This is a genomic window from Aeromonas sp. ASNIH7 (assembly GCF_002903485.1).
Taxonomy (GTDB): Bacteria; Pseudomonadota; Gammaproteobacteria; order Enterobacterales; family Aeromonadaceae; genus Aeromonas; species Aeromonas caviae.
This window is the reverse complement of sequence record NZ_CP026226.1, coordinates 3,514,035-3,526,843: the sequence shown is the minus strand read 5'-3', so window position 1 is coordinate 3,526,843 and position 12,809 is coordinate 3,514,035. Positions and strand designations below refer to the sequence as shown.

The following is a 12,809-nucleotide window of genomic DNA, read 5'->3' as shown; positions in this document are numbered from 1 at the left end:
ACAGCTTTGCGCGACAACTATCTTGAAAAACGCCGAGCTGGGAATAATAAATAAAATGAAATGTAGTCACCACTTAATTTATTCCAAGCCTTTCCTCCATTAACTTCGGTTATCGATTTAACAATCGATAGACCCAACCCGACACTATCGTTATTGCTAGATCTTGATAAATCTGTCCTATAAAATCGATCAAACATTCTCAAGGATTCATCGTAAGATATATCTTTGCATTTGTTCTTTATTTCAATGATAGAATTATTTCCTTCATCGTTTGATATTGAGATGCTAATGGCAGAGTTGCTCTCTGAGTATTTTATTGCGTTAGATATCAGATTGGATATCGAACGACGAAACATTATTTTGTCAGCAAATATAATCTTATTAGTATTTGCAACGTTAAACGTAAGGCTTTTTTCTTCTGCTAAATACATAAAGAAATCTAAAATAGAAGAAAGTTCATTCTCTGAATCTAAAAATTCTTTATTTGCAGAAATCAAACCTTTGTCTGACCTGGCAATCCACAGCATATCGCTAACCATCTTTGCCAAACGCTCAAGCTCTTCCAGAATTGAATATAGGAACTCTTTATATTCGGAGATGCTCCTGTCTTGATTTAACCCAACTTGAGCCTGCATGATTATATTGGTTAATGGGGTTCTTAGTTCATGCGCTACATCATCTGAAAAATCAGATAACTTAACGAAACTATTGTTTAGTTTAGATAGCATGGTATTGAATGAGTCAACCAACTCCCTTAACTCTCTCGGATATTGGTTGGGTTCTAATGTTGAGCTCAACTGTTCAGCCTGAATAGTCGACATATGTTTGCTTAATATATAAATAGGTTTGTGGCCTTGCCTTATACCCAAGTATGTAGACAATATTATGATCGCCCAAACACCAAAGACTATGATTAATAGCTGCATCCTAAAGTCAGACAAAAAATGAGAGTGAACACTTGAGTCTAAATAGAACACGACTGAATAGGAGTTATCATTTTTTTTAAAATTAATGTTTTTACTGAGATATTTATGTGGAGCGGAAGTGTCAGTTTCAGATACATGAATTAGTGTATTGCTGAACTTTCTCAAATTAAAGCTGTCTCGTTTACTCCTATATATATTTTTACCATCTTTTAATATCTCGATATAAAAATTAGAGTCAGGATTGATTGTATCCCAATTGATAATTCTTTGAACTGCATCTATGCGCTTTGAAAACTGCTCGATAATAATCGTTTTGTTATCTATCGTTTCATTATCAAGGTCTAAGAAATGATTTTTGATAGATGTCTCTACCAAAAATAACAAGGAAATCATACTGATCGTTATGGCGACAGAAACAAAAAGCATAGCACGTATAGTTATAGGCATGTTACTCTTCATCGCCAGCACCTTCTAATTTATATCCCATTCCTCGAATAGTATGAATTAATTTTATTTGATAATCATCATCAACCTTGGCTCTTAATCTTCTGATTGCAACATCTATTACATTTGTATCGCTGTCAAAATTCATATCCCATACCAAAGAGGCAATTAATGAGCGAGGTAATACTTCACCATGCCGCCGAGCTAATAACTCAAGTAATAGATATTCTTTAGGGGTGAGATGTAGTTTTTTACCCGACCGCTTAACTGTTCTTGATTTGATGTTTATAATCAAATCTGAAATTGATATAACCTCTTCAATATGATTGTCTTTGGATCGCCTAAGAAGGTTTTTTATTCTGGCTAGTAGTTCAGTGAATGCAAATGGTTTTGAAAGATAATCATCAGCTCCAGACTCTAGCCCCTTTACTCTATCTCCGACACCATCTTTTGCCGTCAGGAACATGACAGGTACTTGAATGTTTATATTTCTAACTTCCTCAAGAAGCTGCCATCCGTTAATCCCAGGTAACATAATATCTAGTATTATTAAGTCAAATTCATGGCTAAGTATATAAAAGCGACCATCAATTCCATTTGTGGCGAGAGTAACAATGTAGCCTGACTCAGTGAGTCCTTTCTTTAAATACTCACCTATCTTTGGCTCATCTTCAACAACTAAAATATTCATTATGTTCTCCAATATGCAGTATTAAGATAGTCAGTAGTCTATGCTACTACATACACTAAAAAATAAAAAAAATCCAGCTGCATCAAGAGTTTCAATGAAGGTTATATCGAAATTATAAAATCTAGAATGATTATTTTTAATGTTTAAAAAACGGCCAGCATAAGCTGGCCGTTTTTTACATGTGGAAGATCTTAACGGTTACTACCGCTTCCCATACCATGCGGGAGAGAGACGTTATGAATGGTTCCTTTATAGTCCACGATAACTTCTGTAATATTTTTATCAGAAGGAAGTGTTAACTGCTTGGTCTTACCAGGGAGAGCCTTCACAACGCCCAGTTTCGTGCCATCGGGGGTGGATACGTCCACGGAGTCAGTAGGCAATGCAGATATTTTCCATTCTACATAGACTACTCCATGCCCTGCTCTAAGATCGAAAGGCATTGGGGCATTAGCGAAAGCCGCTGAACTACTAATCAACATGGTGAGCGCAGCTAAGATGGTCTTGATTTTCATTGGATTACCTCATTTCTTTGTTATTGCACGGTTATCGCTAATCACTATATACAATCAACATTACATGCTGCTGTCAGCAAGATTACATTACCGTAAGGATATAGATCTTTAAGAGGGCAAGTATGTATGATTCACCCTATTGGGGTATGAGAGATGATTTTACACCACCTGGTTTTCCATATTTTGAATATATCTTAAGGGGCATGGCATGATGAAATTTATTGCAATGTTGTTAGGGAAGGTGCGAATAAGTCATATGGCACGAGAGCATTTACTGGTAACCCATTGATATTAAATGACTAAAATTTTCATTTTTTGTTCGTGGGATACTTGTTGTAAGTATTCACCGGAACAGTATTGACACAGGAAAAATGAGACGATCGTCTCTTGATCCCACTTTCCTGCTTGCTTGATCCTGCTCCTTAGATACGCTCCCCCCATGAGCAAAAACACCATGCATTCCGCGGGAATGCCCACCACTCTGGAGCAGGCCAACGAGCTGATTTATAAGCTCCTCGACCGCATCGCCGAGCTGGAGGACCGCCTCAATCAGCACAGCGGCAACTCCTCCAAGCCGCCTTCCAGCGACGGCCCCGGTGCACCGCCGCCGGCCCGCAAGCGTCCGGCGTCCGGCAAGCAACGGGGGGCGCAGCCCGGTCACAAGGGACATCGCCGCGAGCGGCATCCGCTTGATGCCCGCCTGACCCTGGTCCCGCATTACCCTGCCGCCGATTGCGCTTGCTGTGGCGGGGACATGGTGGCCCATGCCAAACCCTATCAGGTTCATCAGGTGTTCGAGCTGCCCGAGGTGAGCTATCTCGTCACCGAACACCAACTGTATCGTGCGACCTGCTCACGGTGTATCGGCACGACCCAGGCCGCACTGCCAGACAACGTCAGCAGCAGCCAGATGGGGGCCAATCTGCTCAGCTACATCGCGCTGCAAAGCGGCCAGTTTCACCAGAGCGTCAGCCAGATACAGCAGCAGCTCAAACAGCATTTCGGCCTGAGTTTTAGCCGGGGCGCCATCAGTGAGGCGCAGGGGCGGGTGAGTGCCATGCTCACCCCGACCTACCAGGCCATCAAGCAGCAGGTGCAGACGGCCACCCACGTTCATGCCGATGAGACCCGGCATCAGCGGGGTGGAGAGCGCCGCTGGATGTGGCTGGCGCTGAGCAAGATAGCCGTCTGCTTCATGACGGCCTATGGCCGTGGTCAGGAGGCGGCCAAGCGGCTGCTGGGCGCCGAGTTTGACGGGGTGCTGGTGACCGACCAGTACGCCGGCTACCGGTTTATCGACGCCGACCAGCGGCAACTGTGCTGGGCCCACGTGGCCCGCAATCTCGTGGCCATCGCCGAGAGTAGCGAGCAGTGCAACCAGCCCATCGGTGCCCGGTTGGTCTTGCTGGCGGATGCGGTGTTTCGTACCCGGCACCGTTGGGAAAGCGGTGCGTTGAGCAAGCAGAAATACCTGCGCAGGCTCGCGCGTTACCGGCAAAGCTGGCGAAGCCAGTTGGAGCGCGGCGCCCTGTTGTGCAGCAAACGCTACCGTGGACGATGCCAGTTGCTGCTGCGGGATGACGAGATGCTGTGGCGGTTTATGACTGACGACGAAATAGCGCTGACCAACAACGAGGCGGAGCGGGCGCTGCGTGGCTATGTGCTCTGGCGCAAGGGTAGCTACGGCGTGTGGTCTCACCGGGGCGAGCTGTTTCGCCAGCGCATCCTGTCGTTGGTGGAGACCGGCAAGCGATTGGGCCGCTGCCCACAGGAGTGGTTGAGGGCCGTGGTCAGGGCGTGCATCGAGAAGACAGATTATCCCATCCCGGCAGAACTGATGCCGTCAACCCCGTCCTGGTGAATAGATACTACTTGTTCGCACTTTCCCTTAGAGGCAGCCGACACAAAAACTGGCCGAGAATGGTGTTGGTATAAGGGTGATCCCGAGGTTACCAGAACTGAAAATGGCGAGTTATTGAGTTCGATAGGTGTTCCTATCGGCGCCACTGTTGTCGAAGTGAAAGCTCTCATTCGCATGGATACCAGAAAGTAACCAAAACAAGTTGCAATATATATAGTGTGTCCGCGTATGATAACTCCTATTCTCATCAGATTAGGAGCGTAGCATGCTCGTAAAAGAAATTGTGCCAACAGAGCAGGTCGTTGACATTCTCTGTGATGTCTGTGGTCGTAGTACAAAAACGAATTTTGGAACCAATCAATACGGCTCGTTATCGGCGGATTTTGGCTATGGTTCCCGTCACGATGGTGAACGTTATAAGGTGCATCTGTGTGAAATGTGCTTTTTCGGTACACTCGCAACAGTGAGGGAGATGCATCGCGGGGAACATATGTTTGACGATGACTATGAGGCTGCAAACCCAGACACATTTGGGCGTGATTATTCTAATAGGGAAATAATATGAGTAATATGCTCCCATACTCTAGTTTGTATGGAGATAAAAATCTCTTATCATCGACTCATTCTGTGAGCCAATGATACTTTTCAATCGGCTCATTTCGTGAGCCGAACAAGATCCTTCATCGGCTCATCTGGTGAGATGGTCTCAACGCTCACTACCACCTAGATTTAATTTTTGGCTACATAGTTTCATAGCAGATTGGAGCTAGGCTATTAAATAGATTCAAGCGCAATTTAGCTCACGATTTTTGAATGATTCTATTTCCAAACTATCTTGGTGCAAAAAACAGTGGAGCTGATGCTGAGATTGAGAGATAATTTTCATGATATAAAAATGTGATACATGAGGCTATCAATGAACGATTTTTTGAAAACACTGATGAATATTCGTAGTCTGCGAGCTGTACTGCGTGAGTTGTCTTATGAGCAGTTGGTCGAGGCTAAAGACAAATTTGACGAAATCTATGCCGAACGTGAGCAGCAAGAGAGCAAATTGAGAGAAGAGTCAGCTGAACGCCTGCAAAAACTGGCTGAGTTTACCGAGCTGCTGAAACAAGCGGGCATAGATCCGAGTGAGCTGGTTGGCACTGCGGCTCCAGCGAAAGCTGATGGTTCAGCCAACAAAGCCAAACGCGCTCCCCGTCCTGCAAAATACAAGTACACCGAAGGCGGTCAGGAGAAGACATGGACTGGCCAGGGGCGCATGCCCAAGGCCATTGCAGACGCTGTTGCGGCTGGAAAAGCACTGGATGACTTCTTGATCTAATGCTGAGAGCCCATGCCTGCTCGGCGTGGGCCTTTAATTCTATCTGTAGTAGGAGCACCGTATGGGGAGGACATTGGAGGATATGATTTCATCCGAATCACCCGAGGTTGTCCAGAGAGCCAAGGCGCTGGCCGAAGAGCAACTGGTACGTCTCAGTGTGACCAAACTGCTTTCAAATCTCGGGCCTGGTGATGTTCCTGCAATAGATCCCGATGTTCTCGATAGTTTGTTATCACTCAAAAGATTAGTTGAGAGCCATGACTGTCGGTTAAGTCTATTCGTTCATATGCCTGACGGCACACATCATGGCGTCAACATTTAACTAAATAGCGTCATTTGTACACCAATCGCAGCTCTCATCTACCAGATGAAATTAACGCCCCATGGCGATGCTTTTTCAAACTCCCTCGGTGTGCAAGCAGATCTGATAGCGTGTATTGCGTCCGCCACCAGGTAATTTCTCAATGCATCCCCTCTCCACCAGTTCAGCCAGATGGCGTGTGGCAGTCGCCTTGCTGACTCCGGCGACTTTTTGATATTGACTGGCACTGATGCCATTTTCAAAACCCTGTTCGCCGCCATCCAGTAAACGATTCAGCACTTTGGTTTGCTCTGGACTCAGACTGTCATGACAGTGCCGCAACCAAAAATGAGCCTTGGCAAGAGAACGAGCAATAACCTGTAATGCCAGCTCTATGGCGTAATCCAGTGTGTCGAGGAACCAACAAAGCCAGGATGTGATATCCAGCGTGCCCTTCTGTGTTGACTCCAGTGCCCGATAGTAGTCAGCCCGCCATTCTAGAATAGCGACTGACATGGCATACAAACGGATGCCCTGGCTGTCAGCCTGTGACAGCGCGAGATCGGTCAATGCCCGCGTGAGCCGCCCATTGCCATCATCAACGGGATGCAGGGTCACGAACCAGAAATGACAGATCGCCGCACGAAGAAGGGGATCTATCGTTGGATCATGCCGAGTCTGGTTAAACCAGAAGATAAACGCGGCCAGTTGATCGTCCAGAGCTGCTCTGGGTGGAGCCTCAAAATGCACGGTAGGGCGATCAACACGCCCAGAGACAACCAGCATCGGCTCATCTCCTCGCAACTGCCCTACGTTCAGTCGCTGCACCGACCATTCGTTGGCGGGGAACAGCCAACGATGCCATTGGTAAAGTCGTTCAATTGTCAGTGGTTGTTCATGGTTGTCGATGGCATCCAGCATCATTGCCGCGAGCCCCTCTGAGCGATCTGACACGGGATAGGACTGAGTTTCTGATCCCCCTAACCGCCTAGCCAGGGAAGAACGCACGGATTGGGCATTGAGACGTTCGCCTTCGATAGCGGACGAGGCGATGATGTTAGCCAATAACGTGTCCAACGTTTGGTCGGGGTTCCCCAACCTGGAATGACTACCGATTAGAATTCCCAACCTGCGTTGCACCTGCCGTAATCTGGGCAATATCTCGCTATCCCGCCAATGAAAATTGGGCCAGTCGGCTTGTTGCCAAATCCAAAATGGTTCCATTATTTCCTCATCCAACGTGCTAGGGTCTCAATAATGAGCCGACCCAGCCCATCATTCGGCTCAATGTTTGAGCCGAATATAACACATGCAGCACACTATCAGAGCAAGTAATGAGGATGGAGAACCAGGCTGAAAATCTCAGACCGGGGCTAATGAAAAACTGGATTTATTGCTGCTGGGTGGCGCTACAGCAATCAGTAGATAGACCAGGCGGGGTATCAGTGCGGTCGGTATCAAAATAAGTTGCGAGATGGGTACTCAGGCGGGTACTCAGTTTCTGAGGGCTTTGGTGAGCTTGCAGCTTACGCTGCATGGGGCCACATCTAAGAAATACTATTAGGGTATCTCCCCCTCGTGCCACCTCGTCTGCTTGTTCAGATACCTGATGGTACGCATCATGATGTCAATATATAGCATTGCTTATCTTCTCAGGAAAATAAGAGAAATCCCACACATCAATCACTAACAAAAATCAAAAATATTACAACCTACCTATTCTCTGCTGAATTTAAAGGACCCAGCTTTCAAATTTTTCAATTGCAGCACGCATTTCCTCACTCATGGCCTGATTCTTTAAGGTACTTACTCTTTCATTGAGATAAAAGTCATCAGAGGTGATAAAATGTGTGCCATTAACCATGTCCAACATCCTAATACACCTTCCATCTTTATCGATACACTCGAAGTTATTGGCAAATCTATTGTAAGCTAGGAATGCATCCTCGTTTTCCTGCTGATGGTGCATATCAAAACCGAAATCAGAAATATATTTATTGTCAATAACAATACCATCAGTCATCATTCCACCAAACAACTCAACCTGTATGTAGAAACAGCTAGTAACAGAATGTACCTTTACGGATTTCACTGTCTTATATATTATATCCCTGACCTCATCTCTTATATCAGCCTGATTATAGTCAATGAAATTACGTGGTATCTGCATATATATATCTGGGTTAATAGAAGCCTCTGTATGACTAATCTCAATGGTCAATTCTTCATTCAACTTTTTACGTTCCCTAGATAATTTATCTAGTCGTTCAGTCAACAGGATATGTATATCCCCCTCTGTGGTCGCCCCCACAGATTGAATCATAATTTCTATTTTTGAACTTATCGACTCTATTTTATTTTTAATCGAAGCAATTTTATTCTCACTTGTATTTTTCTTAGGCTGAAGTATCACGCTGCCAATCAGCAACATTAGTGCATACTCAAAATATCTATTATCAAATGTTGCAGCTGTGCAGCTTTTCACCGAAGTGTCTGACCTTCCGCTGCATTTATAACGGAGCTTTTCATCTTTTTTCCCAGCTTTGCTACGGTAGACCTGTAGCGAACTGCCACAGTTCCCACAAGTTGCGATACGCATTCCAGTAACGATGCCCATCGCGCTTTTCAACTTACTAAATAACTGATCCCAATAGTGCTACACCTTCGCTGTGCCATAGCCATTCCCCGGGAAAGGAGACACGGTATCCATGAAGTGTTTCACTCGGGCCAGCAGGTTTGCCATCCCTCTGCATTGATGATTGCGCGTGATGGTTTCATGTAACTTGTGCCATAGCCGTTCTATGTGATTAACCCAAGGGCTGTAAACTGGCTGGAACACCAGGCAGAACTTGGGATTCTTCTTCAACCATCGCTCGGTCTGTTTGCTTTTGTGAATGATGTAGTTATCGAGGATCAACGTGATGGTTTTGGCTCGTCGGTAGTGGTGGCGCAGCTTTTCCAGCATGGCAATAAACAGCGATGAGTTTTTCTTGATCCCGCTGACGTAAAGTACCCTTCCGTTGCCTGCGTGGAGAACGCCTGCCAGATAATGCTTGGCATTCTGCCCCGGTGTGACAACCCGCTTTTGCTGCGCTCTGAACATCCAGTCGGCTCCTAATTTGGGATTGAGGTCTATATCGACTTCATCCTCATAAAACACCGGATTATCGGCATCACAGCGGGCCAGCGCGGCGTCGATATTCGCCATTTTTTCCTGATAGGCTGGGTCTTTTATCCGCAAGGTCGGCACGGGCCTGCGCCAGACAATGCCCATACGAGGTAACCATCGGCGGAGCGTGGAGGCTGCCACATTGAGCCCTGTTAACCGATTGATTTTTATAGCCAATAGTTCAGTACACCAACGGCTGCGCTGATAACCAAAATCTTGCGGAGAAAACTGCATGAGCAGCACCAGTAAGGTGACAATCTTGGCGATAGGTAAGACTGGGGCACGGCCAGCCGGTAAGGCTTCTAGCGCATCTATGCCTTCATCTCGATACCACCGAAGCCAACGACCGATGGTCGAGCGCGCAGCGCCGGTAAGGTGATGAACATCGGTGATCGTGCGTCCTTCATGTAACAGCAAGATGGCCATCAAGCGACGAGCATGTCCTTTATCACGGGTGGCATGGATGATTTTGTGAATGCGGCGCCGTTGTGGTCGTGGCAGAGGTGGTAGGATAGGCATCAACTCAGTCCTTTGGGTGTGGCTTGTTTTGTTTAGCGACTAATCAGATCGCACAAACTGGACTGAGTTCCCTTCCTCCGGTGATCTACTATTCGGAACAGCTATTTAGCAAACTGTTTTTTTTCACTACGCACACGCTTAGCTTGTGCAAATTCAGCCTCAGTGCAAACAGCCGGATAATAATTTCCCAACAGATGCTCGCGACCATCAATATGAATTATTTTTTCGCCTAAAACTGCTCGATCACTGATAATCTTTTTAATAAGATTTATTCCCCACCCCTCTTTATTAGAATTTTGAGCTATTGTAGGGGGGGTATAGTTTTCATCTAAATACTTTTTAATTGTTATATGTCCCTTCCCTTCTCGAATCATCACAATTACTTCCTTAACTACAGGAAAATAATATGGATGAGGGCGAACAAACCCAGTTGACGTATCAACCCAAAATTTATTTTTACCGAAACCATTAATCGCTGCCGGATAACCATCCGGATCGCGCTCACCATTCTGATGGCGCTTTAAAGCAACACGTGCAGCACCAGTAACTCGGGCAGAAAGTCTATTTGTATAATCGTTGCTGCTTTCAAGTTTAACTATTGAAAAAATCGCGGATATAAGATTGTCTCTTTGATACACAGTCCCATCAATCCATGTATAAACAAGAACATTAGCTGCAAGAACACTGGTTAAATATTTACTAGCTTCCGTTAACGCTAGGCGAGAGAAACGGTCTATATTCTCCATGGCCAATACAGAGCCGGATGCAATTTGACCTGAATGGTATAGTTCAATAAAATCACCTAGACATCCATGCTCGATATTTTCACCTTTACTGGCTGACATTCCGTTATCTGACATATGAACAACAGGCATGCCACTATATTTTTCCCTTGTTGCCTCAACCAACTTCCCCTCAGTCTGGCGTTGTACGCCAGTTTTATTACCGGCGGCCTGCTTATCCGTACTTACACGACTATACAGATATAGAGTTGGTACAGACGACCTTAAATTCATAACATCTCCAAAAATTGATTCTATGACGAGGCTATATATGCTAGATACGCAACTATACTTGTACGCTACCGGTACAGTTGGATTAAATTAAAGCAGGCATGTCTAGACCAGCCGTCCGGCTATGACACAATAACTTAGCGTTGTTCATTTTCTGAACATAAACACTATTGCCGATACACGGCATATAACCACTAGCAAACATTTAAGTAGAAGGTTATATCCAAAAAAACTAGATATCAACCCCCATCAAAAAAAATAATAACCTAACAAGAAAGAAATTATCTATACCCTCTAACATTAATTTCCACTTATATATTTCAGGCTAGAAAGTGCCACGAAGAAGCGAAGACTCCCGTCACATGCCTTCTGGGAGAGTAGTCATACCATCATCAGGGCGATATTTGGCTCTTTCTCAAACTGGCGTTGTTTCCCAAATCAGCCAGCAAGTCATGACTTCCCAGCCCGAGTAACCGCTACACTCGGGACTTTCTGACAGGTAGGCCCAGGGTATTCAGCTTGTTTATGGCGCTTAAATACGCCATGACCTCTCCCACTTGGCCGTTGTAGTTACGCAGACTGATTTTCCCCGTCAGCAACAGCTTGAACCGATACATAGCCGTCTCCGCCAGCGAGCGACGGTGATACCCCGATATCTTCTTCCTGTGCGCCAGCCCTTCCTTGCACATTACCAGCACGGCCTCATTTCTTGGATGCACCTTTTTCCATAACCCCGCGCTCTTGCGAGGCGGGATACAGGCTGTTGCCCCTTTGCGCGAGATAAACTGATGGCTGGCTTTGCTGTCATAGGCGCCATCCGCATAAACATTTCCCAGCTTACGCCGCAGAGGGTTGAGCAAGGTCGGCAGCACCTCGGCATCATGGACATTCTCCAATTATACTTCTGCTGCCAAGATATCGTGGGTCACCGGATCTACCGCCAGATGCAACTTGCGCCAGACTCGCCGCCCTCAGCGCCATGTTTTCTGACCTTCCATTCGCCTCCGCCAAACACCTTCAGACCCGTCGAGTCGATAACCAGGTCGGTGATGCGCCCCTTGCTGGGCTGCCGATAGGCGGCTGTCACCGTGCGGGCCCGCTTGCTGACACAGCTATAGTCCGGTGCGCACAACGGCACATTCATCAACTCGAACAGGGAGTAGAGTAGTCCCTAAGTGGCCCGCAGAGTGAGGTTGAAAATCCCCTTGAGCATCAGGAAGGTACAGATGGTCTGGTCAGTGTAAAGCTGGCTGCGGCCCCGCCGCCCATGATAGTCGTGGTGGAACCAGTCGTTCATGGCGGCGGCATCAACCCAGAAGGTGAGTGAACCACGGTTAATCAAAGACTTGTTGTATTTAGGCCAGTTGGTGATGGTGTGAAGCGATGTGGTCATGATGCAGACTTGAAGAGGATGGTGGTGATCAGATCACCAAGTCCTCAGTTAGTTCCATTCAAGCCGCATCGATTTGGGAAACAACGCCTCTAAAACTACGCTTGCTCAAGCGCTAGATGAAGATCGCGTATATTCCGGTATAGATAGCAATAGACTTCCAATCATAAAAAATGCTTGACTGAAGTCCTTGACGGCGTAGCACCGAGAATATGGTGGTCAGCCGATGAGGATGGTAAAAATTAACAGGAATAACGTGACTGCGTAAAGAAATTACTTAATGATATTGAATGTCATTTCTTTGGCCAACTGGCAAATCTGGAAGATCTGCACATTTCGGTTCTGTTTTCTGTTTTCTGTTTTCTGTTTTCTGTTTTCTGTTTTCTGTTACTCAGTGATAGCGTACTTATTGCATGAGCCATGCTTAATGAACTTCAATTTATAAGAGAGACCTTCATATCTTTTCTTCAATAAAAAAACCGGCGAGGGCTAGTAAAACTGGTTTCTCTTCGCTGCGTAGCAGCGGAATGTTGAAACGATAAAATTTCATTACCGCTCTTATTATTAGTAAATGGACAGTTTTTATAATTTTTCAAGTGGGGGTATGTGAAAAATGTTGAAAACCACCTCTTTTGATTAAACTGTAACCAAAA

The 12,809-nt window shown here is 45.8% G+C and carries 11 protein-coding genes and 2 pseudogenes; 4 read left to right on the top strand and 9 right to left on the bottom strand.

What is annotated here, in order from left to right; all coding sequences use genetic code 11:
* Positions 1-17: 17 nt before the first annotated feature.
* From C2U47_RS16665 to C2U47_RS16655, 3 genes are all read right to left on the bottom strand, one after another.
* Entirely contained in the window at positions 18-1,385 is a 1,368-nt protein-coding gene (locus C2U47_RS16665; protein WP_103261751.1) for a heavy metal sensor histidine kinase, read from the bottom strand.
* Positions 1,375-2,061 (bottom strand): heavy metal response regulator transcription factor, encoded by a 687-nt coding sequence (locus C2U47_RS16660; protein WP_103261750.1) that lies wholly within the window; start codon positions 2,059-2,061, stop codon positions 1,375-1,377. The genes C2U47_RS16665 and C2U47_RS16660 overlap by 11 nt, the downstream gene beginning before the upstream one ends.
* Positions 2,062-2,252: 191 nt before the next feature.
* Positions 2,253-2,576, bottom strand: a complete 324-nt coding sequence (locus tag C2U47_RS16655; protein WP_021140715.1) for a hypothetical protein — start codon at positions 2,574-2,576, stop codon at positions 2,253-2,255.
* Between the two features lie 439 nt (positions 2,577-3,015).
* Here C2U47_RS16655 and C2U47_RS16650 point away from each other — a divergent pair, with 439 nt between their 5' ends.
* From C2U47_RS16650 to C2U47_RS16635, 4 genes are all read left to right on the top strand, one after another.
* Positions 3,016-4,437, top strand: a complete 1,422-nt coding sequence (locus tag C2U47_RS16650) for an IS66-like element ISKpn15 family transposase (protein WP_032495448.1) — start codon at positions 3,016-3,018, stop codon at positions 4,435-4,437.
* Between the two features lie 265 nt (positions 4,438-4,702).
* Positions 4,703-5,002 (top strand): hypothetical protein, encoded by a 300-nt coding sequence (locus C2U47_RS16645; protein ID WP_005303889.1) that lies wholly within the window; start codon positions 4,703-4,705, stop codon positions 5,000-5,002.
* A gap of 351 nt (positions 5,003-5,353) precedes the next feature.
* The gene (locus C2U47_RS16640) at positions 5,354-5,764 is read left to right on the top strand and encodes an H-NS family histone-like protein (protein ID WP_005303890.1); all 411 of its coding nucleotides are present in this window, start codon (positions 5,354-5,356) and stop codon (positions 5,762-5,764) included.
* A 61-nt stretch (positions 5,765-5,825) separates the two neighbouring features.
* Entirely contained in the window at positions 5,826-6,086 is a 261-nt protein-coding gene (locus tag C2U47_RS16635; protein WP_059169912.1) for a hypothetical protein, read from the top strand.
* A gap of 75 nt (positions 6,087-6,161) precedes the next feature.
* Here C2U47_RS16635 and C2U47_RS16630 read toward each other — a convergent pair whose 3' ends face one another.
* The 6 genes and pseudogenes from C2U47_RS16630 to C2U47_RS16610 all read right to left on the bottom strand — a co-directional run bounded on the left by C2U47_RS16630 (position 6,162) and on the right by C2U47_RS16610 (position 12,159).
* A complete protein-coding gene (locus C2U47_RS16630; RefSeq protein WP_233270792.1) occupies positions 6,162-6,989 on the bottom strand; it encodes a Fic family protein in 828 nt (275 codons plus the stop codon).
* Positions 6,990-7,055: 66 nt separating this feature from the next.
* Positions 7,056-7,289, bottom strand: a pseudogene (locus C2U47_RS23360) (DUF4172 domain-containing protein); the annotation flags it as partial.
* Between the two features lie 508 nt (positions 7,290-7,797).
* Positions 7,798-8,682, bottom strand: coding sequence for a zinc ribbon domain-containing protein (locus C2U47_RS16625; protein ID WP_158657416.1), 885 nt, complete (start codon positions 8,680-8,682; stop codon positions 7,798-7,800).
* A gap of 39 nt (positions 8,683-8,721) precedes the next feature.
* Positions 8,722-9,753: an IS630-like element ISAhy2 family transposase gene (locus tag C2U47_RS16620; protein ID WP_001809438.1), complete on the bottom strand. Its 1,032-nt coding sequence runs from the start codon at positions 9,751-9,753 to the stop codon at positions 8,722-8,724.
* A 101-nt stretch (positions 9,754-9,854) separates the two neighbouring features.
* The gene (locus C2U47_RS16615) at positions 9,855-10,769 is read right to left on the bottom strand and encodes a recombinase family protein (RefSeq protein WP_103261749.1); all 915 of its coding nucleotides are present in this window, start codon (positions 10,767-10,769) and stop codon (positions 9,855-9,857) included.
* A gap of 473 nt (positions 10,770-11,242) precedes the next feature.
* Positions 11,243-12,159 (bottom strand): annotated as a pseudogene (locus tag C2U47_RS16610) (IS5 family transposase).
* Between the last annotated feature and the right edge of the window lie 650 nt (positions 12,160-12,809).

Coding starts and splice junctions, on each gene's coding strand:
- C2U47_RS16665 (WP_103261751.1), bottom strand. CDS start 1,385: ATGAAGAGTAACATGCCTATAACTATACGTGCTATGCTTTTTGTTTCT.
- C2U47_RS16660 (WP_103261750.1), bottom strand. CDS start 2,061: ATGAATATTTTAGTTGTTGAAGATGAGCCAAAGATAGGTGAGTATTTA.
- C2U47_RS16655 (WP_021140715.1), bottom strand. CDS start 2,576: ATGAAAATCAAGACCATCTTAGCTGCGCTCACCATGTTGATTAGTAGT.
- C2U47_RS16650 (WP_032495448.1), top strand. CDS start 3,016: ATGAGCAAAAACACCATGCATTCCGCGGGAATGCCCACCACTCTGGAG.
- C2U47_RS16645 (WP_005303889.1), top strand. CDS start 4,703: ATGCTCGTAAAAGAAATTGTGCCAACAGAGCAGGTCGTTGACATTCTC.
- C2U47_RS16640 (WP_005303890.1), top strand. CDS start 5,354: ATGAACGATTTTTTGAAAACACTGATGAATATTCGTAGTCTGCGAGCT.
- C2U47_RS16635 (WP_059169912.1), top strand. CDS start 5,826: ATGGGGAGGACATTGGAGGATATGATTTCATCCGAATCACCCGAGGTT.
- C2U47_RS16630 (WP_233270792.1), bottom strand. CDS start 6,989: ATGATGCTGGATGCCATCGACAACCATGAACAACCACTGACAATTGAA.
- C2U47_RS16625 (WP_158657416.1), bottom strand. CDS start 8,682: ATGGGCATCGTTACTGGAATGCGTATCGCAACTTGTGGGAACTGTGGC.
- C2U47_RS16620 (WP_001809438.1), bottom strand. CDS start 9,753: ATGCCTATCCTACCACCTCTGCCACGACCACAACGGCGCCGCATTCAC.
- C2U47_RS16615 (WP_103261749.1), bottom strand. CDS start 10,769: ATGAATTTAAGGTCGTCTGTACCAACTCTATATCTGTATAGTCGTGTA.